Annotated in this window: 20 protein-coding genes; 8 read left to right on the top strand and 12 right to left on the bottom strand. The window is 42.0% G+C overall.

Translation table 11 applies throughout. The annotated features are described in order from the left end of the window. Positions 1 to 66: 66 nt before the first annotated feature. From mrdA to VK664_RS18335, 3 genes are all read left to right on the top strand, one after another. Positions 67 to 2,148, top strand: coding sequence for a penicillin-binding protein 2 (gene mrdA / locus VK664_RS18345; RefSeq protein ID WP_461400149.1), 2,082 nt, complete (start codon positions 67 to 69; stop codon positions 2,146 to 2,148). Beyond that, the gene (gene rodA / locus VK664_RS18340; protein ID WP_461400148.1) at positions 2,145 to 3,482 is read left to right on the top strand and encodes a rod shape-determining protein RodA; all 1,338 of its coding nucleotides are present in this window, start codon (positions 2,145 to 2,147) and stop codon (positions 3,480 to 3,482) included. The genes mrdA and rodA overlap by 4 nt, the downstream gene beginning before the upstream one ends. Positions 3,483 to 3,827: 345 nt before the next feature. Next, on the top strand, positions 3,828 to 4,574 hold the full coding sequence (locus VK664_RS18335; protein WP_461400147.1) for an MBL fold metallo-hydrolase: 747 nt from the start codon (positions 3,828 to 3,830) through the stop codon (positions 4,572 to 4,574). Between the two features lie 91 nt (positions 4,575 to 4,665). Here the strand turns inward: VK664_RS18335 and VK664_RS18330 are convergent, their stop codons facing one another. From VK664_RS18330 to VK664_RS18295, 8 genes are all read right to left on the bottom strand, one after another. Next, positions 4,666 to 5,091, bottom strand: a complete 426-nt coding sequence (locus VK664_RS18330; protein ID WP_461400146.1) for a hypothetical protein — start codon at positions 5,089 to 5,091, stop codon at positions 4,666 to 4,668. 5 nt (positions 5,092 to 5,096) lie between these two features. Further along, the gene (locus VK664_RS18325; protein ID WP_461400145.1) at positions 5,097 to 6,203 is read right to left on the bottom strand and encodes a hypothetical protein; all 1,107 of its coding nucleotides are present in this window, start codon (positions 6,201 to 6,203) and stop codon (positions 5,097 to 5,099) included. A gap of 30 nt (positions 6,204 to 6,233) precedes the next feature. Then, positions 6,234 to 6,785 (bottom strand): RNA polymerase sigma factor, encoded by a 552-nt coding sequence (locus VK664_RS18320; RefSeq protein ID WP_461400144.1) that lies wholly within the window; start codon positions 6,783 to 6,785, stop codon positions 6,234 to 6,236. Positions 6,786 to 6,949: 164 nt separating this feature from the next. After that, complete coding sequence (locus VK664_RS18315; protein WP_461400143.1) at positions 6,950 to 7,912, bottom strand: transketolase family protein; 963 nt, start codon at positions 7,910 to 7,912, stop codon at positions 6,950 to 6,952. A gap of 99 nt (positions 7,913 to 8,011) precedes the next feature. Then, entirely contained in the window at positions 8,012 to 9,067 is a 1,056-nt protein-coding gene (galE, locus tag VK664_RS18310; RefSeq protein WP_461400142.1) for a UDP-glucose 4-epimerase GalE, read from the bottom strand. Between the two features lie 72 nt (positions 9,068 to 9,139). Beyond that, a complete protein-coding gene (gene rfbA / locus VK664_RS18305) occupies positions 9,140 to 9,997 on the bottom strand; it encodes a glucose-1-phosphate thymidylyltransferase RfbA (protein WP_461400141.1) in 858 nt (285 codons plus the stop codon). A gap of 84 nt (positions 9,998 to 10,081) precedes the next feature. After that, positions 10,082 to 11,101: an inorganic phosphate transporter gene (locus VK664_RS18300; RefSeq protein WP_461400140.1), complete on the bottom strand. Its 1,020-nt coding sequence runs from the start codon at positions 11,099 to 11,101 to the stop codon at positions 10,082 to 10,084. Positions 11,102 to 11,185: 84 nt separating this feature from the next. After that, positions 11,186 to 11,833: a DUF47 domain-containing protein gene (locus VK664_RS18295; RefSeq protein ID WP_461400139.1), complete on the bottom strand. Its 648-nt coding sequence runs from the start codon at positions 11,831 to 11,833 to the stop codon at positions 11,186 to 11,188. 255 nt (positions 11,834 to 12,088) lie between these two features. Here VK664_RS18295 and VK664_RS18290 point away from each other — a divergent pair, with 255 nt between their 5' ends. From VK664_RS18290 to VK664_RS18275, 4 genes are all read left to right on the top strand, one after another. After that, positions 12,089 to 14,890: a carboxypeptidase-like regulatory domain-containing protein gene (locus tag VK664_RS18290; protein ID WP_461400138.1), complete on the top strand. Its 2,802-nt coding sequence runs from the start codon at positions 12,089 to 12,091 to the stop codon at positions 14,888 to 14,890. A 197-nt stretch (positions 14,891 to 15,087) separates the two neighbouring features. Beyond that, the gene (locus tag VK664_RS18285; RefSeq protein ID WP_461400137.1) at positions 15,088 to 16,446 is read left to right on the top strand and encodes a hypothetical protein; all 1,359 of its coding nucleotides are present in this window, start codon (positions 15,088 to 15,090) and stop codon (positions 16,444 to 16,446) included. A 366-nt stretch (positions 16,447 to 16,812) separates the two neighbouring features. Next, positions 16,813 to 17,379: a phosphohydrolase gene (locus VK664_RS18280; RefSeq protein ID WP_461400136.1), complete on the top strand. Its 567-nt coding sequence runs from the start codon at positions 16,813 to 16,815 to the stop codon at positions 17,377 to 17,379. Positions 17,380 to 17,417: 38 nt separating this feature from the next. Next, positions 17,418 to 18,683, top strand: a complete 1,266-nt coding sequence (locus VK664_RS18275; protein ID WP_461400135.1) for a DUF5690 family protein — start codon at positions 17,418 to 17,420, stop codon at positions 18,681 to 18,683. Here the strand turns inward: VK664_RS18275 and VK664_RS18270 are convergent, their stop codons facing one another. The 3 genes from VK664_RS18270 to VK664_RS18260 form a co-directional block, all read right to left on the bottom strand. Beyond that, the gene (locus tag VK664_RS18270) at positions 18,684 to 19,856 is read right to left on the bottom strand and encodes a choice-of-anchor E domain-containing protein (protein WP_461400134.1); all 1,173 of its coding nucleotides are present in this window, start codon (positions 19,854 to 19,856) and stop codon (positions 18,684 to 18,686) included. A 180-nt stretch (positions 19,857 to 20,036) separates the two neighbouring features. Next, positions 20,037 to 21,107, bottom strand: coding sequence for a sensor histidine kinase (locus VK664_RS18265; protein ID WP_461400133.1), 1,071 nt, complete (start codon positions 21,105 to 21,107; stop codon positions 20,037 to 20,039). A gap of 15 nt (positions 21,108 to 21,122) precedes the next feature. Next, complete coding sequence (locus tag VK664_RS18260; protein ID WP_461400132.1) at positions 21,123 to 21,803, bottom strand: response regulator; 681 nt, start codon at positions 21,801 to 21,803, stop codon at positions 21,123 to 21,125. A gap of 255 nt (positions 21,804 to 22,058) precedes the next feature. On the opposite strand from VK664_RS18260, the gene VK664_RS18255 reads away from it, so the two are divergent. Continuing rightward, positions 22,059 to 24,266: a hypothetical protein gene (locus tag VK664_RS18255; protein WP_461400131.1), complete on the top strand. Its 2,208-nt coding sequence runs from the start codon at positions 22,059 to 22,061 to the stop codon at positions 24,264 to 24,266. Positions 24,267 to 24,307: 41 nt separating this feature from the next. Here the strand turns inward: VK664_RS18255 and VK664_RS18250 are convergent, their stop codons facing one another. Continuing rightward, complete coding sequence (locus VK664_RS18250; RefSeq protein ID WP_461400130.1) at positions 24,308 to 24,586, bottom strand: hypothetical protein; 279 nt, start codon at positions 24,584 to 24,586, stop codon at positions 24,308 to 24,310. Positions 24,587 to 24,801 lie beyond the last annotated feature (215 nt).

Here is a 24,801-nt window from a genome sequence, read left to right as displayed (position 1 = left end):
ATAAAATACCTATTTCTCCATTGAATATTATTACATCTAAAATCTTACTTCTAACTTCGTATAAGAATGTCGGTTTTTAATCAGTCAAGGAGTAATATCGTACGCCTAATCTTCCTGGGTGTTTTTTTTATCATCTTCGTGCAGTTGTTCAATCTGCAGGTACTTTCCAGTAAATATGTTCAGTTGGCAATGGATAATGCCGTCTTTCCAAAGGTGGTCTATCCGAGTCGCGGAATTATTTATGACAGGAAAGGACGCGCTATCCTGAACAATACAATCATGTACGATCTGATGGTTACACCATCTGAAGTGAAAAAGATTGACACGGCAAGTTTGTGTGCACTGCTTGATATTGATACTGCCGATTTCAAAAAGCGCATGCTTGATGCACGATTCAAAAACGGGCCATACAGACCATCTATTTTTGAAGATCTTTTACCACCCGAAATGCATGCCCGCCTTGATGAGAATATCTGGAAGTACCCGGGCTTTGCACTAATAGAAAGACCCGTGCGGGTTTATCCGTTTGGAGGGGCAGCACATATACTTGGATATGTTGGTGAAGCCGATTCCAACATCATCAAACGTTCCGGTGGATTTTACAGGCTCGGTGATTATGTCGGGCGAAGTGGTCTTGAAAGTTATTATGAAAGCATATTGATGGGACAGCGGGGTATCAGCCGGCTGATCAAGGATAATAAAAACCGGCTTGTTGGAAAATTTGAAAATGGTGAGTTTGATACTGCTGCGATAGCCGGCAGAAATCTGCGCACATACATTGACGTTGAGGTACAATTGCTCGCGGAAAAGATGATGAAGGGTAAGGTTGGAGCAGTAGTTGCCATCGATCCAAAAACCGGGGGAATTATTGCCATGGCTTCAGGGCCAAGTTATGATCCGAATGCCCTTACCGGTCCGGATAAACAAAAAAATTATGGCAGGCTCGCCCTGGATGTTTCAGGTCCGTTGTTGAACCGCGCTATACAAGGTAACTATGAACCTGGTTCTACCTTTAAACCCCTGGGTGCACTTGTCGCGCTCGATGAAGGTGTAATTACCGCGAGTTATGGTTATCCCTGCGGTGGAAGATATCTTGCCTGTGGAACGGGTAAACCGAAATGTTTGCACAATGAACCTGGACATGCGGCGAATCTGCGCTTAGCAATTTCACATTCCTGTAACTCTTATTTCACCCATGTTTATCGTATGACGGTTGACAATAACCGGTCTGGTACAAACAAACAGGGTTATGAAAGATGGAAAAACTACCTTAATAATTTTGGTCTTGGCAGAAGAGTGGGTGTTGACCTTGCCGGTGAAGACAGGGGATTGATACCTGATACAACAAGATATAACCGGGTTTACCGGGGTTCATGGAACTCCTGCACTAATCTCACCCTTGGTATAGGACAGGATATGATGCAGGCAACGCCTATGCAGCTTGCAAATGCAATGTGTATTGTTGCAAACAAAGGATATTATTACACGCCACATATCGTTGAAAAAGTAGACAACGAAACCAAGGATGATACCATCATGAACAAGTTTCGTATCAAACATGAGGTGTTAACAAAGATTACTGATGAAGCTTATGAAGCGGTGAACGGTGGTATGCAGGAAGTGGGTGACCGCTCTGCAAAATTGCCGGGCATAGCCGTTTGCGGTAAAACAGGAACAGCAGAAAAGTTCCGGATACTCGATGGCAAAAAAGTAAAGCTGAAAGATAACTCGATGTTTGTTTGTTTTGCTCCAAGGGAGAATCCGCAGATCGCCATAGCAGTAGTGGTGGAGAACTCGGGATTTGGCGCTACCTGGGCAGCTCCTATCGCATCTATTATGATTGAAAAATACCTGAACGATACTTTGCGCGAAACGAGTAAGAAAAAAGTGGAAGAGCTGGCAGCAGCCAATATCATTCCTTCTTATTTTACGAGGCTGCAGTATATAGAGGATTCAACCCGTGCATTCCGCTGGTTTGAAATCACAAAAGACAGCATCTATATAAAGAAATACCTGAAAGGCGTTCGTCCCCAACCGGCACAAAGGCCTGCTACTAATCCGGATTCCCTCAGAACCCGCTTCACAATGATGCTTGCTGAGCCGAAATCATATCTCCCAAGAAAAATCAACTTTTACTATCTCACATGAACCAGCGTAATCCTGCAATATCAAAAGGCGTTGACTGGGTAATGATCTGGTTATACCTGGCGCTCGTAGCGATCGGCCTGATGAGTATCTTTTCGGTAACATTCCGCGAAGGAGATAGTGTGATCCAGAGTTTTCTTGGTGCAAAAACAGATTATAGTAAACAGTTTTACTTTTTCATTATATCACTGGTTATCGGTTTATTTATCCTGCTTACAGACAGTAAGTTTTTTACAGCCACTGCTAATATCTGGTATTCCTTTGGTATCTTATTGTTGCTACTTGTGTTTCCGTTTCATACTGAAGTAAAAGGTACTAACTCAATCATTCGTTTTGGAGGATTCCAGATACAACCGGCTGAAATATGTAAGGTGTTTGTTTGCCTTGCTCTTGCCAAATACCTTTCCAGGGTAGAAACGGATTTTACAAAAACAAGATCGCAGTTGATAGCTGCAGCCATCGTTATAGCGCCGGCGCTGATTACCATTGCACAAAAGGAAACAGGCCTTGCTCTTGTGTTCTTTTCGTTTTTTTTAGTGATGTTCCGCGAAGGCCTGCCTGCTGGTTACCTGGTTGTTGGATTTTCGCTTGCTGTACTGGTGGTAGCAACACTACTTGTCGAAAAAAATATACTGGCACTTATCTTAACCGGAATAGCACTGGCTACCATATATCTCATGAGAAGACAGGTTAAGCGTAACCGCGGCCTGCTGGTAGGGATAGCGATGATCTGGCTTGTTTGCGTGAGCATTCAAAGATTTGCGGTACCGTTCATTTTTACTTCAGTGTTGCAGAACCACCAGGTGGAAAGAATATTCTCGTTGATCGGTCGTGAAAATCCTTATGCTGCTTTAAACCAGGTTGAAGGTGAGGACGCTGTTCCTGTAAAAAAGAAGGATACCGATTATAATGTGCGTCAAAGTAAAATTGCTATCGGTAGTGGAGGTTTTTCAGGACGTGGTTTTCTGAAAGGAACACAAACCCGTTTCGATTTTGTGCCCGAACAAAGAACGGATTTCATATTCTGTACAATCGGTGAAGGTTTTGGATTTATTGGTACAGTAACTGTGTTGTCTGTTTACCTCTTTTTCCTGTTGCGATTAATCTTTGTTGCCGAAAGGCAGCGAAGCGTTTTTAGCAGGTGTTATGCCTATGGTGTCGCTTCTGTATTCTTTTTTCATATAGCCATCAATGTTTGTATGACAATTGGTCTTGCACCTGTTATAGGTATTCCCTTGCCATATATCAGTTATGGTGGTACCTCCCTGGTCACATTTTCAGTTTTATTATTTATCCTGATCAGGTTAGATGCTGATCGCCAGATGGTGCTTAGATAACCAGATGGTTCTTGGATAAGATACCGGAAGACCGCTTACCAGTCCTGAATTTGAATTCCGTTTTATCGGTATATGGTTGAACGCTGGTTTTCGTCCTGGCTTTTTTCTTTCTGTTATGCCTATGCGCAATATCAGCCTCCATAAATATATATTCTATGAAAATATATATTTATGCATGAATATCCTGCATTCGTTATGAATTATTGTGCTGTTTAAATTCCTCGTTCGCTGCGTTATTTTGCATCATTTTGCAGTTATTGATATTATACAAGTCTGATATCGGGCAATATTGAATACTTTTGATGCGGGAACCACACCATTTGCATCTATTTGTCTTTAATATTTATGAAAATCATACCACTTAGTGAAGGAAGCTTTACGATAGACAGTACAAAATTATTCGTGCCTTTTGATAATTCTGCTGACCAGTTGCAGGAAAGGCCTGTTGGAAGTTTACTGGTAGAGATTCAACCATTTCTCATCATTACAGATAAAGATGTTTTGCTGATAGACACCGGCTTAGGCTTTTCAGATGCCTCGGGTAAGTTGCAATTATATAAGAATCTGGAAGAACATGGCATTCATCCGGAGGATGTTACAAAAGTTTTAATGAGTCATCTTCATAAAGATCACGCAGGTGGTGTGAGCAGGTTTGATAAAGCAACCGGAAAAAAGATACTTTCATTTCCAAAAGCCAAATACTTTGTCTCCAGGAAAGAAATTGATTTTGCATTTGAAAAAGGTTTGCCATCCTATATTCCGGAAGAGCTTGAGTGCCTGAAAGAATCTACACAAGTGATATTGCTTGGTGATCATGGAGTGATTGAGGGATACATAAAATACGAGATGACCGGGGCTCATAGTCCTTTTCACCAGGTGTTTTGGATAGTTGACGGAGATCAGCGTATATTTTTCGGCGGTGATGATGCTCCGCAGTTACAACAAATGAAGAATCGCTTTGTAGCGAAATATGATTTTGACGGGCGTAAATCCATGGAGCTTCGTCACAAATGGTGGCAACAAGGCGCAACCGAACATTGGACCTTCTTATTTTATCACGATATTAATTCTCCCGTAGTGGAGCGTGAATAAAGTGATGAGTTATGAGTTATGAGTTATGAGTGATGAGTTATGAGTGAGTGCAGAATTATGAGTCACTGTATTTTTCACTCACCACTTACCACTATTTTCCGTTTTTCTTCCTTTCCATTCGTTGTTGTCTTCTTTCAATAATTTCTTTCTGGAGATAGGTTCCGAATTCTTTTTCGGCTTTAAAGAATGTATTTACCTTCTCACTGCTAAGTGCCTTGCCAAATTCGGTATTGTATTTTTTACGGATACCAAGGATCTTTTCATCGGTGACAATTTCCTGTTGTTTGTTTTCTCTGGCATCGAGCCTGGTTTTACGGATTTCTTCCATATACTTATTATATACTGGCCAGAACCTTTGAGCTTCTTCCGGAGAAAGAGTAAGTTTATTAGTCAGGTAAGCAATCTTCAGTGCTTCTATTTTCCCTCCATTGTTTCTAAGCTTCGTTGCTTCATCCTGTGCGAATGCCAGGTTTAGAGACGTGATTATCAGGAATAGTATGGTTAAAATTCGTTTCATGTTTTTTAGTTAATCAATATTTTGGAATCAGTCTGAAGCTGCAGGTATTGTTGCAACTCTTCATCTGATACATTAGCAAGCATATCCAGAATGGCATCTGCATTTATTTCAGGATCGGCATTCATAAGCGAATCAACGAGGGGCATTTGCTGAGTTGCCAGGTAATTCAAAATTTCCTCGTCACTGGTCTGGGCAGCCTTTTCTTGGAGGCCCTTAATGGAAACAATTTCATGCTGCCTTGTATTCCTGTCCGCAAAGAAAAAACCTGCGGTAATCATCAGTCCGGTAATAACCGCGGCCGCTGCATACTGCATTATACGGCGTCTGAACATCCCGTTAACCACCCTGGTGCCTGCCGGTTCAGATACTTTTACTTTATTAAGAATGATGCCGGGCAGTTCCCTGAAATATTCATTGGGAACTGAGTAAACATTTACCGGTTTCAGGCTCGCCATTAATGGAGACAGGTTTTCAAGTTCCTCATTTACCAGTTCAACCGCCTGTGCACCGGAAATTATATTGCCGGAAAGTTCGTCGAAATAATCAGGAGGGACCGTAAACGGCGTCTTTTTGCCAATGCCACTTAAAATTGAGGAAAGGCCCGCGAGTTCGTCTGCTGCTGATTCCTCCAAAGTTGCTGATTCCGAAGCAGATTGTTTCGAGGCAGCTGATTCCGAGGCTGCTGATTCCAAAGCTGTTGCTTCCAAAGCTGTTGCTTCCAAAGCTGCTGGTTCCGAAGCCGATTGTTCCGAAGCTAATTGTTCCGAAGCTGATCGTTTCGAACCTGATGGTTGTGAAGTTGATTGCCCGGAGTTTGATTGACCTGTTGCCTGCTGTTCAGCGAGGGAAGACTGATTCCCGGACGATGATGCCAGCGCCTTTTTTAATATCGTCTCCGGTAAATTATCAAAATAGCCGCCTGGCACCTGGTAAGGAGTTGGCAGACCAGTCAAAGCAGCAGGAAGAGACCCGCCGGAAGCAAGGCTAAACATCCTGGCCGGAAACTCATCAAAATAACCTGCCGGTACCTTGTATGGATTCACCGCCGGAAAGTTCCCGAGACCGGATCCAAGTTGTTTAAGCTCTTCTGTTATAGGGGTTATCTTTTCCACTGCAATAAGACCGTTTTTGTTAAGTAAAGTTTAATGGTTCAATATAAAATCCTCAATTTTTTTTACCGCATGATGGTAAGATGCTTTCAATGCTCCCTCCGAAGTCTCAAGCACCTTACTCATCTCGTTATATGGCATTTCGTCGTAATATCTCAATGAAAACACTGCTCTTTGTTTTTCGGGCAACTGTTGAATCGCAAGTTGGAGTTTCCATTCAATTTTACTGGGATCAAAGTCCTTGTCGGCTCTAATTGAACCAGTGAGGGAATTCTCATCATCACTCAGAGACACAGAAGATTTTCTTTTTTTCTGCTCAAGAAAGCTAAGGCACTCATTTGTCGCGATTCGATACAACCAGGTATAGAGTTGTGAATCTTCCCGGAAATTTTCCAGAGCATTCCAAACACGGATAAAGGTGTTTTGAAGTACATCGTTAGCGTCTTCATGCTCCACAACTATCCGCCTTACGTGCCAGTACAACTTTTCCTGATATTTTCTGATTAGACTGGTATAAGCTGCTTCTTTGGTGGCAGGGTTCCGGAACTGTACAAGTAACTCACTGTCTTGAAGGGTAACCGCCATATATGGATTTTTCTGAACGTTATTTATAGTTAGACTGCCTTTCCTCTCCCGGGTTTAACCACAGTTTTCCATTACCACATAAAAAAACGAAGATTAGTTGGTAATCTTCGTTTCAATATTAATAAGGTTCTGTTAACCTAAGATCCTGTTAAGCCAAGATCCTGTTAAGCGTTTTTCCTGGCCAGCACTTTTTGAGCAGCTTCCACGATGTTTGGAGCGTCGAGGCCATATTTCGTGAGCAGCTGTGCAGGGGTACCACTTTCGCCAAATGTATCCCGGGTACCAACCATTTCTATTGGGATCGGGAAATTAGAAGAAGCCACATGTGCTATACTATCTCCGAGTCCGCCGAGGATATTATGTTCTTCTGCGGTGACAGCACATTTTGTTTTACGGATCGACTTCAGGATGGCATCTTCATCCAGTGGTTTGATGGTATGAATATTTATGACTTCAACGCTTATGCCTTTTTCTTCCAAAATTCTCCCGGCCTCAATTGCCTTCCACACAAGATGACCGCAGGCGAAGATTGTTACATCAGTTCCGTCGGAAATCATCTGAGCTTTACCGATCTGGAAAGGTTCATCTGCTTTTGTAAAAATCGGCCAGACTGGTCTGCCAAACCGCAGATAAACCGGCCCTACATAGTCAGCTATCGCAATAGTCGCGGCCTTGGTTTGATTATAATCGCAGGGAACGATAACGGTCATACCCGGCAGCATTCGCATCATTCCGATGTCTTCCAGGATCTGGTGGGTTGCCCCGTCTTCGCCGAGGGTTAAACCTGCGTGGGAAGCACAGATTTTTACGTTTTTGCCTGAGTAAGCTACTGATTGACGGATCTGATCATATACACGACCTGTAGAAAAATTCGCAAATGTCGTGGTATAAGGAATTTTGCCCCCAATGGTTAAACCGGCTGCCATTCCAATCATATTTGCTTCACCTATGCCGCATTGTATATAACGTTCGGGATATTCTTTTATAAACTGGTTTAACTTAAGCGAACCGGCAAGGTCAGCTGTTAATGCAACAACATTAGGATTTTTTCTTGCCACCTCGATAATTCCATCACCAAATCCGCTCCTTGTATCCTTTTTACCTGTTTCCTGAATCTCTCTAAGCATGTGTTATTGTAAGTTATTTTAAAAGAGTTATGAATTATGAATTATGAATTATGAAAGAAGTTATGAAATTCAAAGTTATGAATAGCTCATCGCTCATCGCTAATTTAAGTCAACTTGCTTGCTTTGATAAAACTTTTCGTCTACTTTCAGCCGTTGTTCCCATTTCCAGGCAGTGGCCATCATTTCCTCGAGCGAATAAACCGGTTCCCAGTGGAGCTCAGTGCGGGCATAGTCGTTATTTGCATAAATGGCTACAACATCACCCAGGCGTCTTGGGCCGATTTCATAATTCAATTTTACCCCTGAAACCTGTTCGAAGGTTTTAATTGCTTCAAGTACTGTAATTCCGTTTCCTGATCCAAGATTAAAAACTTCGCATCTTTTTGAACTGCGTCTTTCCAACAAGTATTGTATTGCAAGCGTATGCGCATGAGCGATATCGCAAACATGTATATAATCGCGTATACAGGAGCCATCACGGGTTGGATAATCATCTCCATATACCATCAACGTAGGCAGTTTACCAATAGCTGTCTGCGTGATCGCCGGCACCAGGTTCGCAGGTCTGCCAATTGGCAGTTCTCCGATAAGTGTGGTTGGATGTGCACCTACAGGGTTGAAATAGCGCAACAGTATACACTTCGCCTCATTCGCCTTGGAAAATTCATTGATAATTTGTTCGCCCATCTGCTTGGTATAACCATAGGGAGATTCAGCGGGCTTGGGGGGAGTTGACTCAGTGACCGGAATTACGTCCGGATTGCCATAAACCGTGCATGAAGAGGAAAAAACAAAATTTGGTATATTAAATTCCTGAACGCATTTCAGGAGATTTATCAGGGAAACCAGGTTGTTTTCGAAATACATCAGCGGCTGTTCTACAGATTCACCTACTGCTTTGTATGCAGCAAAATGTATGATGCCGGCAATGTCATCATTCTCCTGGAATATGGCGAAGGTGTCATCAAAATTGCAAAGATCAACCTTGTATTTTCTTATCTTTTTACCGGTTATCTTCTCAACTCCTTCATACATTCTTGGGGATGACCTCGAATTGTTATCTACAGATATCACATCATACCCGTTTTCAATCAGATCCACTATAGTATGTGAGCCGATGTAACCGCACCCACCAGTGACAAGAATTTTTTTCATAATCTTTTTTTAAGGCGATTCTATCAGGCATCGTCATCCTGAATTCTAAAATGCGAAACTCAGAATCTCATTCTAAATAATATTCATCAGGTACTGACCATAACCGCTTTTCAGCAGGGGCTGGGCCACTTGTACCAGCTGTTCCCGGCTGATAAACCCTTTTTTGTAAGCGATTTCTTCTATGCAGGCAATTTTGATACCTTGTCTTTGTTCGATAACCTGCACAAATTGAGAAGCCTGCATAAGTGAATCAAAGGTGCCGGTATCCAGCCAGGCTGTACCCCGGTCAAGAATCGAAACTTTCAATTTCCCATTACGAAGGTATTCTTTATTAATGTCTGTAATCTCATACTCTCCCCTGGGACCCACAGGTAAGTCTTTAGCTATGGCTACCACGGTGTTATCATAAAAATAAAGTCCGGGAACAGCAAAATTGCTTTTTGGTTTGGCCGGCTTTTCTTCAATGGAGATCACATTATTTGATTTGTCGAATTCCACTACACCATATCTTTCCGGGTCACTCACCTGGTATGCATATACAATTCCACCTTCCGGATTCGTATTATTTACCAGTTGATCACCAAGTCCCACACCATAAAAAATATTGTCTCCAAGTACCAATGCCACTTTATCATTACCAATAAAATCAGCTCCTATTACAAAAGCCTGGGCCAGGCCGTTCGGCAAAGGTTGTTCAGCGTAGGTGATCGAGATACCTATACGGGATCCATCACCGAGCAAACGGGTAAACTGTGGCAGATCATGCGGAGTAGAAATAATAAGAATTTCTTTGATTCCCGCAAGCATGAGGGTAGAAAGCGGGTAATAGATCATTGGCTTATCGTAAACCGGCATAATCTGTTTACTGATGCCATAAGTGATAGGATGCAAGCGGGTACCGGATCCCCCGGCAAGAATAATGCCTTTCATTTTTTATCTTTCCGACAAATAAACAAAATATATCGGGAACTTATAGTTGTTAATTGTTAAGTGGGAGGCTGGTAGCTCAATGATTTAGTGAAGTATGAGCCGAACTATCCAATATACAATAGCAGCAAGCAAAGCACTCACCGGGATCGTTAGTATCCAGGCCCAAAGCAGATTTATTGTAACGCCCCAACGCACGGCCGATAGTCGTTTCGTTGCACCAACTCCCATGATGGCTCCTGTGATAGTATGAGTTGTGCTCACAGGAATGGCGAGGTGCTCTGTCAGGAACAGCGTGAAAGCACCTGCAGTTTCCGCGGCAACTCCTTCCAGCGGAGTTACTTTGGTAATCCGGCTGCCCATGGTCTTTACAATTTTCCAGCCGCCGCTCATCGTACCCAGTGCTATCGCCGTAAAACAGGCCAGGGGTACCCAGTCCGGTACATTCTTTACTTCGTCAAGGTTCCCGTTTGCAACCATCGCGGCACCAATAAGACCTAATACTTTTTGAGCGTCATTAGAGCCGTGCCCGAGGCTGAACAAGGCGGAAGAAACGAGCTGAAGCCGGCGGAACCAGCTGTCGGCTTTATAAGGATTAGCATTTCGGCAGACATTAACAATAATTAAGGTTATAATGAGCGAGATAACCATCCCGATCAACGGTGCCCCGAATATGAACAGGAAAATCGGTAATACGACTGAATAATTGACTACATCCAGCCCACCTTCGCGAAAGTGACCAACTGATGCAAGGGCTGCACCCATAAATCCACCCAGCAAAGTATGTGAAGAGGAAGAAGGGATGCCAAACCACCAGGTCAGGAGGTTCCAGGCAATGGCTGCCATCAATGCTGAAAAAATAACCTCGAGTGTGATAAAGTTGCCATTGATAGATTTTGCGAAGGAGTTCCCGATCTTAAACTCACCTATCCAGTATTTTGCAATAAAAAAAGCTGCGAAGTTGAACACCGCAGCCCACAATACCGCCTGAAAGGGGGTGAGTACCTTGGTTGATACCACCGTTGCAATTGAATTTGCAGCATCATGAAAACCATTGATATAGTCAAATATCAGTGCCAATATTATAATGATAACCAGGAAAGTCATATGATGATATTATCTGTTGGAGTGAGAGAAGTGCTCAATTGATTACTAAGCATAAGGGGCAATTACCAGGCATACTTCCAATTACTAGGCATACTTAATGATGATCGATTCGATCACGTTACCGGCATCTTCACATTTATCGGTTACAATCTCCATTACCTGGTAGATTTCTCTTTTTTTGATCACTTCTTTTGCATCGGGCTCAGTTTCAAACAGGCGCTCGATACTCATATCAAAAATGTCATCTGCCTGGTTTTCGATACTGTTTACTTTCACAAGAGCATCAGTTATCTGGCGCATATTGCGCATATTCCTGAGTTCAACCACGGCATTTTTTATCTGCTCCGTGCCTTGTTCTATAAGATCCGCCATCTTCTGGATGCCCTGGTCGTTTGGATTAACCTTGTAAAAATTGATTTTTTTAGCGGATGCGAAAATGTAATCACAGATGTCATCAAGCGCAGAGGCAAGGTAGTGAATGTCTTCCCGGTCAAAAGGGGTGATAAAATTTCGGCCTAATTCAGTGAAAATTTTATGGGTAAGATCGTCATTTACGTGCTCAAGGTCTTCAATCTGGGAGATAAGGGCGGCTCTTTTATCGTAATCAGGTTCAGTTACAACCTGTTTCATGACCTGTCCCATTTTAGCAACCGTTTCAGCTACCTGCTCGAACAGGGAATAGAATATTCTATCCTTTGGCATAAAAATCTTCATGATCGAATTAAAGCCCATATCTAAAAATTTGGGCAAAAATAGACTTTATAGACTATAGTAAAAATATGACTTGATTGGTAATGATTTAATAACATATCACTCCTAAACTGTCTTGATTTTTTTTGGTATATAATAATAGGTGAATAAACAGTCATCAGCAGACAAATATCGTTTCCTTCTTGCCAGGATAAGGCAGGTAACAATTCCATAACATCGTCGTAACATTTCGGTAACATTGGCTGGGTACTTTTGCGGACATTAAAACCAACTGTTGTGAGCTGCAAAAGCATCTTTTTTCTTCCCCTGTTTTTTTTATCCGTTTTCATTTCGGCCCAGACAATAAGGCTTGATGGGAAAGTGATTAACTCAAAAAATGAAGCAGTCGCAAAAGCAACAATTGAAATTCCCCTGATTAACAAGACAATTGCCGCTGATGTAGATGGCAGGTTTTCCTTCAACCTCGAAGCTGGCAAAAAATATACATTAAACGTTTCAAGCGCAGGATATAATTCAAAAATTATTGAAGAAGTTGAAGTAAAAGCGGGTGAAGACAACAATATAGATATTGTTCTTGAAAATAAAACCCTTGATGAAGTTGTAGTAAGATCATCAGTCAGAAAAGAAAGCACCAGTGCCCTGATTAATTTTCAACGTAATAATACCGCACTCTCAAGTGGTCTTGCAGCTGATTTCATTAGAAGAACTCCTGATAAAAATACAGGTGAAATCCTGAAAAGGGTAAGTGGTACGAGTATCCAGGACAATAGGTTTGTTGTTGTCCGTGGGCTTGGTGATCGTTATAACACCGCATTTTTGAACGGAGCACAGTTGCCAAGTTCAGAACCCGATAAAAAAGCATTTTCGTTTGATGTTATCCCTTCTTCCGTGGTAGATAATATTGTCGTGAACAAAACTGCAACTCCGGATATGACAGGTGAATTTGCCGGTGGTCTCATACAGGTTACTACAAAAGATGTTCCTACAAAAGATTTTCTGAGTGTTGGGTTTTCACTCGGCTATAATACAAGTTCGACCTTTAAGGATTTCAGCAGCAACGAAAGAAGCAGTACCGACTGGGCAGGATTTGATGATGGAAAGAGAAATCTGCCTGCGGGCTTCCCATCTAATCGCCAGGCATATAATTCACTTTCTTCCAAATCAGACGGGCTATCTCAAAAACTTGAGTTAACAAAACTGTTCCCGAATGATGTTTATGCTACAACAACTACAACAGCAGGACCTATACAGAGCTATAACATCGGGTGGGGTATTGGCAGGAAGCTAAAAAATGGCGGGTCATTTGGATCTGTGGTGTCATTGATCTATCGGAAAAGTCTGTTGACTTTTAATGTTGATCGTGCATTATACCAGGTAGATGGCGAGCCGATACAAAGTTTTAATGACGCTCAGAATAAATATAATGTAAGTGTCGGCGCCATGGCCAACTTCACATATGTAAAGGGTAAGCACAAAATCTCGTTTAAGAATCTGTTCAACCAATATTACGAAGACAATTTTTATGTAAGAACAGGACCAAACTACGATCGTGGTGGTGAAGTTAGACTCAGTTCTTCTGTGTTAAATCAAAGAAGTTTCTATACCGGAATTTTTGAAGGAAACCACCAATTGGATTTTAAAAACATAAAAGTATATTGGAATGCAGGTTACTCACTTAATAGCAAAACGCAACCGGATCTAAGGACCTCAGCCTACTTCAAAGGAGGCGTTGGTTCTGCAAATCCATATGAGTGGGATCAGGATGACACACGTCGTTTTTATTCAAACCTGCAGGATCATGGTGTAAGTGGTAATCTCGCTATCACTCTGCCGTTTAATATGTTTGGGCAAAAGCAAAATTTGAAAGTCGGAGGTTCCACATTAGTTCGATTCCGTGATTTCGCTTCACGCATATTCAGATATGTAGAAGCATCAGGTTCGTTCAATAATGACTACAGGTTTCTACCTTATGACAAGATTTTCGCAACCTCTAACATTGCGCCCAATGGATTCGTAATGGATGAGTTTACGAACAATGAGGATAAATACTTTGCTGTATCAGCGCTAAGTGCCGGTTACGCTATGTTTGATAATAAATTGTCTGACAAGCTACGATTGATCTGGGGTGCAAGGGTCGAATTTTTCGAACAATTCCTCGAAACAAAAGATCGTTCAGCAGAACTTATTATCATTAACACAGAAGACTGGAAAGTACTTCCTTCAGTCAATCTTACTTACCAGCTAAATGACAAGAATATCCTCCGCTTTTCAGGTTCTCAAACTGTATCAAGACCTGAATTCAGAGAAATAGCCCCCTTCCAGTTTTTTGATTATGAATCAACATTTGGGGTCCGCGGAAACCCGGATCTGAAGACAACGGATATCTATAATCTTGATTTGCGATACGAGCTTTATCCTGCGGCAGGTGAAGCCATAACGATAGCAGGTTTTTATAAAAGATTTATAAATCCTATTGAATTCCGTCTTGATCCGGGAAGCGTGCTTACAAGAAGAAACTATTTCTACCAGAATGCAACAGATGCAAATACATATGGCCTTGAACTTGAGGTAAGAAAAAACCTTCGTTTCCTTGGAGGCAATACAGACATACTTAGCAACTTCTCTCTTTTCGCAAATTTAACTTATATCTTCTCCCAGGTCAAATTCAATGATGAGTTATTGGGCAAAGTGGTATCTGCAGACAGGCCGGTGCAGGGTCAGTCACCTTATCTTATTAATGGTGGTTTGCAATACAGTTCGAAAGCTTCAGGCTGGAACGCAACCTTATTGTATAACCGGGTTGGCAACCGCCTCGCCCTCGTTGGATATCAGTCATTAGGTTTCCCTGATATTTACGAAAATCCACGCGACGTATTTGACATCCAGGTATCTAAGAAAGTACTAAACAAAAGAGGTGAAGTAAAACTTACACTCAGCGATATGTTCAATCAGCCTTATATGTACTATGAAAATGTTGACGGCCCCAGGGCTTACAAAAAAGGTACAGATCGTGTGTTCAGTTCATTCAAATATGGTTCTACAGTTACAGTCGGGTTCAACTACGACTTTGCACTATAATAAATGCTATCATAATAAACAATTGAACAATCAATCCGAATAAATTTCCCTGCACAAATCAATACCTGAATAAACGAGCTGCATAAAACGACAACTGCATAAAACAACACCTGAACAAAACAACGCCTGAACCAAGTAACACCTGAACAAACTAACACCTAAACAAAATAACAATTAAACGTTCTTATATGAAATGGATGAAGCAAGCTTTAGTAATAACTATGTCGGCTTTAACGCTATCCGCCTGTATTAAGGTTGATATAAATGATGGGTCCGGATCAGGTACCGGAAATGGTGACACCGACGATCCAAATGTATCTAAAGTGCTTACAGGTACTATAGATAAAAGCATCACTTTGTTGAAAGGTACTTATACATTACGTGGTTATGTGTATGTTAATAATGGAGCCACGCTTACTATAGAAGCTGGTAGTATTGTCAAAAGTGACGTCACTGAAAAAGGTGCTCTCATTATTGAAAGAGGTTCAAAACTTATAGCTGATGGCAAAGCGGATCAGCCAATCATTTTCACTTCAGGTAAAGCACCAAGTGAAAGAGCTCCGGGCGACTGGGGTGGAATCATACTCCTTGGCAAGGCGACAACAAACCGGCCAACTTCACCCGCGCCGATTATTGAAGGTGGTGTAAACCGTCCATATGGTGGCACAGAACCTGGCGACAACTCCGGTATACTGCGTTATGTGCGTATAGAGTTTTCAGGTATTGCTGCTGAGCCAAATTCTGAGATCAATGGTTTGACCTGTGGTGGTGTAGGTTCAGGAACTACCCTGGAAAATATTCAGGTTTCATATGGTGCTGATGATGGATACGAATTTTTTGGGGGAACAGTAAATGCGAAAAACCTTGTATCCTTTGCGGCCTATGATGATGACTTTGATTTTGATTTTGGTTATACCGGAAAAATTCAATTCGCGGTTTCTTTAAGAGATAAACCATCGGACACAGATCAGGCTAATGGTATCGAATGCGATAACGACGGCACAGGAACTACAGCCACTCCTTTGACAAAACCTTATCTCTCCAATTTTACATTTATCGGTCCTTATGATACTACAGGTTCAAGTGCATTGCATGGAGTTTCTAACAGGTGGAGAAGATCAGCACGTTTTATCCTGAGAAATTCTCTCCTGATCGGTCATCGTAAAGGCGGATTTTCGCTTGAATCAGCGGGCACGGCTACAGATTATAAATCAGGTGAGTCACAATTCAAAAACAACATTGTAGCTGTTTATAGCAAGCCATATATTTCCGGCGATGCGGGCGCGCTTAGTGTTATTTCAGATGCTGAAATTAAAACAAAAGCAGAAAGTGAAGGAAATCTTACCCTCGCTTCACGTGATGCAGTTCAGTTGACAGATCCATTCAATCTGAATGCACCCAACTTCCTGCCAAAAACAGGTTCCCCTGCATTATCTGGTGTGGATTTCGCAGGTATTGATTCTTATTTCACCACAACTACTTACCGGGGCGCTTTTGGCACAACAAACTGGCTACAGGGTTGGGCAAGTTTTACTCCAAAATCGAATAACTACTAATTCAGAATATCCGCAACCAGGCATGCGTTGGCAAGCTTTGCGGATATCATATTTATCGAGGTGATAATATTTCTTTAAGCGCATGCAGGTCCGGTTCGGGACCTGCATGTTTTTTGGTTGATGGTAGAGATTTTGCAGAGAAAAATTATAGGAATAAACGCGCCGGGCTTTTGTTAATGCGGATACCGGGGTTCTTTTTTTAGAGGTTTATACTTATGCAAAATGCCGGCAAAGGAAATTCAAGCAGGTCTTTTTTTATTTTTCTGTTGTGAAGGAGCATATTTTACTGTATTTTGCCGCCCTTCCGTAAGCATCGAAAAAGGGTAGGAAAGGCGGAATCAAAAAAAAATCTAATACAAAATAGTTATGGTTTCAGGGAAAGCAAGGTTGATTGCAAATGAAATTATTGAGCTTTATCAAAATCACGGTGATTCAGCGCAGGAAGGTGGACAGGTTTCACAATTTGAACAAGTTATGCAACTTGCCCAGACTGCCGAAATAATGGGTTATGAGGAAGATGTTGTTCTTGCAGCCCTGTTGCAGGACATTGGCCAGGTTGCTGTAGCCGCAAACGGCGCAGCTCAACCGGAAGAAGATTATGCTGAAGCCGGAGCTGACTATCTGCGTGAGAAAGGTTTTGCAAAAAAACTTGTAAGACTCGTTGAATCAACACTGGAATCAAAGCGATATCTCGCCTTTAAAGACGAATCTTATTATAATCAGATGTCAGAGAATGCAAAAGCACTTCTCGAAAAACAAGGCGGTAAAATGTATGCCGAAGAAGCAGAGGCATTTGAAAAATACCCATTGTTTGACACGCTTATTTCGATAAGAAAACTGGATCAGGCTGTTGTTAATCAACAGTTGCCTCCTTCGGATGTTGAACATTTCCGAAACAGCATCATACGCCACCTGGTAAAGGGTAGCTTCTGATAACTTCCACAAATAGTGGTGTTTCCGGCAAGCAATGGATGGTAGCCGTTTATGCGGCTGTTGTGAGTTTTCTTGCTTATGCTACCATTTTCGGTTTTCGTAAAACATATTCAGTTGCTACTTTCGATGGCATGTCTGTGGCCGGTATCGGTTACAAAGAGTTGCTTGTAATTGTACAGGCAATTGGCTACCTGTCAAGTAAATTTTATGGGATAGCCTTCATTGGGGAGCTCAATCGTTCGGGCAGATGGAAAACGATCTTTCTATTGGTCGGTATTTCCTGGATTGCATGGTTGCTTTTTGCAATAACACCGGCTCCATACAATATTATCTTCCTTTTCATGAATGGCTTCCCGCTGGGCCTGTTATGGGGAGTAATTTTTTCCTATATAGAAGGCCGGCGGGCAACTGATTTTATCGGGGCGGCACTGGCTGTGAGTTTCATTTTTTCGTCTGGTTTTGTAAAGTCCGTGGGAAATTACCTGATGGTAGTACAGGGTGTGGCGGAAAAGTGGATGCCGTTCGTGGCCGGAGCTGTGTTTGTACCCTTTCTCATCCTCTTTGTTTATCTCATGGAAAGGATTCCCCCACCGATGGCCGAGGATGTTGCTGTTCGTACAGTTCGGGTCCCGATGACAAAAGTGCAAAGGATAGCATTCGTACGGACCTTCCTGCCTGGAATAGTCTTGCTTGTTTTGCTTTATGCTTTTCTCACAATATTCCGCGAGATAAGGGACAATTTCATAGCAAATATGTGGCAGGAAATGGGATACAGGAATCAACCCGAACTTTTTCTGCAAACTGAAGTACCGATAACACTTTGTATCCTGATTTTGATTGGCAGCATGATTGTAATCAGGAATAATTACAAGGCATTTATTGTCTCATTGATATTTGTAATGGCCGGTTTTGCAGTGGCTGGAATTTCTACTTACCTCTTCGTTTACCATGAAATTTCCCCTGTAATATGGGTTACCATGGTTGGGATGGGTTTGTATATGGGTTATATCCCTTACAATTGTGTTTTGTTCGAAAGACTCATAGCCACATTTCGCATACCCGCCAACGTTGGATTCCTTATTTATCTTGCGGACTCAGTAGGATACATAGGAAGTGTTGGTGTAATCATTACCAAGGGTGTATTTAAGTTAAACCTGCGCTGGACAGTTTTCTATAGCAACAGCGTGATGATTTTATCTGTGATCGGTATAATCGGCACAGGGCTCGCGATCTGGTACTTCGTAAAAAAATACCACAGAGAAAATATGGTAAGTTCAACACCGGTATCGGTGACAAGCGTGTAACTATTGTATAAGGAGTTTTTGAGTGATCACTTCCTTAGTTGAATTATTGATAGCCCGAATGATATAAACCCCTCTTTGTAGTTTTTGTTTCATCACCATGGTGGAGTTAGTAGTTGCCCTGAGCTGGTTTCGTTGTAACAATTGACCATTCACTCCAAACAAATCAACATTCCATGCTGCCCCGCCCGCTGTTGGCAAATTAGAGTATATGGATGACCCTGCCTGGTCTGCGATAAAATGAACTGTTTGTTCCCGCGGCTGCCAGCTCACCGGTTTAATAACTGTATATTCCAGCTTATTGTCTTTATTTATTTGCTTGATCCGAAAATATAAAGTCCTGGCCGGTTGGTTGAACTCATATTTGTACTGGTATGAACCAATGTTGTTTGTGAAAGTTCCATTTGCAGGAATCATAGCCGCAGTGGTAAAGTTCTTGCCATCAGAACTAACCATTACTTCGTATGAAGCAGCTTGTGACTCATTTGAATTGGTCCATTTTACCATTGCAGAAAGCGCACCTGATTTTTCTACATTCAGATTAATGGTGCTTGATGTTAAGATCAAAGCTGAACAGTATACATATGATATGTTGAATTTGATGATATCTGTAGTTGATCCAAAATATCCCGTGGCACTTGTAAGATTTACATCGCCATCAGTTGCATAGTTAAAAGCAATATTTCCAGGTCCCATAAAAGCTGCGGTATTGAACAATGTGCGGTTCACTAAAGTGTCTGCGCTTATTACCGTTAAAGGACCGGCTACTACAACATCGGGTCCGGAACCACGGACATCATCAAAACCTGGAACCATTGAGAAAGAATAATTCGGACTCTCATATTCACTACTGTGGGAGAATGAAACGGCCGGGCTTGTAATGTCATCATACCTATAGAATCTATGTCGGAGCGTCCTTGGCGAATAGTCGAGGTTTTCAAGGGTGAAGCTATACTGTATTGACACAACTGACTGAACCCGCACAGATGTGAGCGTTCCAAGCGTAGCATCAAATTTTGGAAAAGTAAAAATGTATGGCGCTTTTCCCACACCAACAACCGATGTATCGTATGTAATCACAGTCGATGTAATAGGACCTGTACACTGAGCTTTTATTATGGCCACCGGCACTATGCATATAAAAATGCATACTAGCAGGCTTCTGCTTGTTTTCATGAGTTAGGGATTTGTACTCACGAATAACTCCAACAAACGTTACTTTATTATGTATATAAGTGTTAGGCCTTACGATCAAAATCAGAAAAAACGCTGGAAAAAGACTGAGAAAATACTGGCTGGAATCGTTTCTAAACCGGGAGAAAATACTTAACCCGCATCTGACATGTGAGTTAGATATTAAGGTAAAATATATCCGGTAGATTCACTTTTCTTGCCCTCAAGAGTGAAGCCAATCGTGGTTCCGATATCTATCCTGCTTCTTACATGAATATGCTGGCCATGAGCTTCAATAATATGTTTACAGATTGCCAGGCCAAGTCCGGTGCCTCCTTTATCACGGCTGCGCGCTGCATCTGTACGATAAAACCTTTCAAATATGCGTGGAAGGTGCTCTACTTCAATACCAGCACCATCATCACTTATTTCAATTAACACGTGCAGATCATCTGTCTTGTCGATACTTGCAATGATACTTCCGTTCTGTTTTCCGTACTTGGTGGCATTTTCGATCAGGTTTATTAAAACCTGCTTAATTTTTTCTTTATCAGCATAAACCACTATAGGTGTTTCACAACCTTTTTTGATCAGGGCGCGGATGTTTTTCTGGGAAGTCTTGATGGAAAGAGACTCATATGTTTCACGAATGAGATCCTGTATCACAAAGTTTTTTCTGTATAGACTCTGCTCACCTGTTTCAAGTTGCGAAATTTCATCCAGGTCATTTACCAGGTTAACCAACCTGTCTGCATTCCTTGCTGTATTTTCGAGAAATCTTTTCCTGGTAACCTCATCTTCCATGGCCCCATCCAGTAAAGTATCAACATAACCCTGGATAGCAAAAACCGGCGTCTTAAATTCATGAGCCAGGTTCTGAAGAAAATCGCGGCGATAAGCTTCATTTTTTTTCAGCAATTCAATCTCCTTGTTTTGAGTTTTAGCCCAGTCTTCGACATCCTTTCTCACCTCATCGATGCTTTTCTGAGGAAGCAGATACTTGAAATACGTTTCCTCTTTCAGGGTAGCTTTTTTCTGGTGGATGAGCTTATAAATGAGTTTAATCTTACGATAGATAAACCTTTCCAGGGTGAACAAAATAAGTCCGTAGCTCCCTGAGAAGATAATCAGAATAGATACCAGGCCGATTTTCCAGTTTTGCGTTAATAGCAAAATCCCCAAAGCAATGGGAGCAGAAAGCAAAAGAGCGGTTAGAGCCGCCAGTTGCCGGGGGGAGAGATTTCTGGTTGTCATGATCAGCTGCTTTACTTAAACATCAAACTTATAACCCACGCCTTTAACAGTGGTTATACAATCAATGCCAAGTTTCTGACGCACTTTACGGATATGAACATCAATGGTTCTGTCACCTACAATGACATCGTTTCCCCAGATCTGGTTCAAAATCTCATTTCTAAGGAATACCCTGCCAGGCCGGGAAGCCAAAAGATACAATAGTTCAAACTCTTTTTTTGCCAGTACCACCGGTTTCTCATCTATCGTTGCTTCAAACCTGACGGGATCAATAGCAATGTTTCCAATCCGGATCTTTTTTTCTTCCGGCTCGTTGCTCATTCTTCTGAAAATAGCATTAACACGGCTGTTCAGAACTTTTGGGCTGATTGGTTTGCTGATAAAGTCATCCGCTCCGGTCTCCAGACCGCGGATCTGGGATCCCTCATCGCTTAAGGCTGTCAGGAATATGATCAACGTATCCCGGTAAGCTGGTTGTGCACGCAGAATTTCACAAACCTGGATCCCTGTTTTCTTCGGCATCATGATGTCGAGTATGACCAGGTCCGGTTTAAATGTTTTGATCTTAGTGAGCGCATCATCACCATCTTTTGCCGTCGCCACTTCGTAACCTTCCTTCCTGAGATTATATTGAATGATTTCAAGAATGTCCGGTTCATCGTCGGCAATGAGAATTTTTTTGCCTTTTAGCTCCATTTAACTCAAAATTTACGCAAACGTAATCGAAATGACGGCTTTACCCGAATAAACAGGCCTGACTTCACAATTTGATAATACAGAGATCACAATGCGTTTATATCACCCAATTACATCACATAATAAATAAACAGGGTTTTTGTTGCGTTAGGTACGGGATTTGAATAAGCAGTTACAAGTATCGATGCCAAATTACCAATCCTTCATACAACTAATTGATCGTAAATTTGATCTATTATCAGAGTGTTGACTATTATGTATAAAGTGATTTTTACAGTAAGCTTGCTGGTGTTTATGGGGAAAAACGGGTTTACGCAAACGTCTTACCCCTTCAAAGTTTCGTTCGACAGGATGCTTTGGCACGAAAACGTTGATAAACAACAGAAAAGGCTGTTAAATCCAGAAGGTTCAGTCAAATTTGCAACTTCCGAATCAAATAAAACAGTCATCTCAGATGCGCTGATAAAAGGTGTAGACAAGCTACAACAGAAAATCGAGTTCGATTCAACACTCAGCGGTCAATCAAAAACAAAATATCTCAGAACCCTCGAACTGATGATTAAGGGATACGCTGATAAATATGATAAAAAAGACTTCACCCCGTCCATCTCACCCGCACTAGTAAACGCTTTTGACGAATGCATGGAGCTTGACAAAAAAGGCAAAAGTTTTGAAGCGGTTATCCAGGCCAATGAGTATGGTGTCGGAAAAATCCTGATAGAAACATTTATCTACCCTCCTGAAAATCCCGGTCTGAGACCATCCCAGGTGAACGTTTTGCTCAAATATCTATTTCGCTATCCGGACGAAATATTACCCGAATTAAGAAAAATACCATATCTCCCTTACGCCGATTCTCTGATAAAAATTGCAGCTGACCGCGATATCAGGAAATTATATGACTATGCCGCTTCACGCAATGCACTTGGCACCCGGATCCGCAACCACCCAGATGAACTGGTAAGTACCGTTGCCCAGATGGCAAACAGTAAAAGTGGCCAGCTCTATTTTCCATTTTTGGATAATGTGCTGAAAGGCCGGATAACAATAGCCGACATTGATAAAGTAAAGGAGAATGATGTTCAGTACTATAGGTTGATGGTTAATACCCGGGTTGACTATGCGCGGAGGTTATTGCCTCCTACCCGCGATACGGCCTTCGAAATGCGGTCACTGACGGATATGATGGCGAGAAAAGCAAAGGATTACTTCATACGTGAAATCAATGCACTTCATGCCAACGAAAACGAAAATGTAAGATTTAAAAGACTGGAAGGGCTCACTCCACAGGAATTATATTACCTGATCGTTCTCGGAGAAGACGAAATCTATACTTCGAGTTATCTGAATGTATATAAACGGATATTTCAGCGTATGGCGGTGCCCCGTGCCGACAGTCTGTTAATGAGTGTCAACGGTGATTATTTCCGAAAGTTCATCAAGATGGCGGCGGGATATAATACCCTTAATGATTTTATGTCCAAAATGGGCAAAGGGAACGACAGCACCCTGATCAAAGCATTTGTGATTGGCCTCGAACGCACAAAAGATAAAGGCAACCTCGAAGATGCAGTAGATGTGGCTGATTCTTATAGCAGCATCATGGATAAAAATCCGGCCATTGCACGTTATATACTTGATGAGGTTCGTACCAGTTATGCCAACAACGTAAGGCACAATAACAAAAAGGGAATGGTGATCTACAACCTGTTACAGGTATTGTTTGAGTCTGCCGACACCACCCGTAAGATTGATCTTTCTACGAAACTTGGTATTCCGCCAGTGTATTCTGTGGCTTATAATTCGCTGACGGATTCCGGGGGCAAGGTTGTACAACAGGTGTTTTTTTATGGTGATGATGATAAGGACGGCCAGAATTCTTACATCAATTTTATGGCTATGTTCCAGGGGAAGCCTGAATGGAAGATCACCGAAAATCCGTCCCGCCAATGGGTGGCTATTACTTCGACCCGGGGCAAACCTGTTGTGATTTTTGCGAACAAGCCTTTATATGGTGAAAATGATCCTGATGCAGCTGCCCAGCAGGCCTTAATAGAATATTTGCACGATAAAAATCTTCATCCCACCGTGGTCATTCATCGCGGCCATAGTTATCACCTGGCTTCTACCCTGAAAAATTTACCGTCTTCGGCGCATATCGTGGTACTCGGTTCCTGCGGTGGTTACAACAACCTGAATGAAGTTTTGAATGTTAGTGCAGATGCGCATATTATCTCCTCTAAACAAGTCGGAACCAAAACAGTTAATGAGCCGATTATCCAGGCAATAAATTCCTCGCTGGTTGCCGGTCGGAATATTGACTGGATCTCTATGTGGAAGGATCTTGGAGGTCGTTTTCGCAATGATGCGGCTGCTAAGGAAAAGTTTGATGATTACATTCCTCCTTACAAAAATCTTGGGGCCATCTTTATAAAGGCTTATCGGAAGCAGATGGAAGAATAACTTCCTTGTTGATTTTGTGCGCTTTTCGGCAAGCAGTTGATTCATTTTTGAATTGTTGATTTTGCGCGTGCGTGGCGTTCACTCGGTTCTTCCCTTCGCCGGATGGGCCTTTCGGTTGGTTTGATTTGCCACTGTGATTCCTGGTTAATACCATTGTTCATGCCGGGTCTCTGCTGTTGTCTCCGATCGGCTTTTAGTTCCCTGATCGGCTTTTTTAGGTATGCTTGTAGCGCTGGTTGCTGTTGGACCCTGATCGGCTTCAGTAACTCCGAACAGGAATCGAAGGTGGCAATCAAACCAACCTCAGGCCCATCCTGCACGTTCTAATCTCGTTCACTTAGGGGGATATGCAACTTGTACAACAAAATTCAACATTCACTTATTGCAATAGCCAGCATTGACATTATCGGCATTGCAGAAATTGAAATGACATTGCTGTGTTACCGTTTTCTGAATTACAGTTGCCAGCCATTCGGTTATCGGAAGAACGCTTGCCAAAATCCATTTGCTACAATCTCTTAAACAATCTTAGCTA

It is taken from the genome of Flavitalea sp. (assembly GCF_035489435.1).
Lineage (GTDB): Bacteria > Bacteroidota > Bacteroidia > Chitinophagales > Chitinophagaceae > DATHKG01.
The sequence above is the reverse complement of the archived record's forward strand: the minus strand, read 5'-3'. Positions and strand labels throughout refer to the sequence as shown.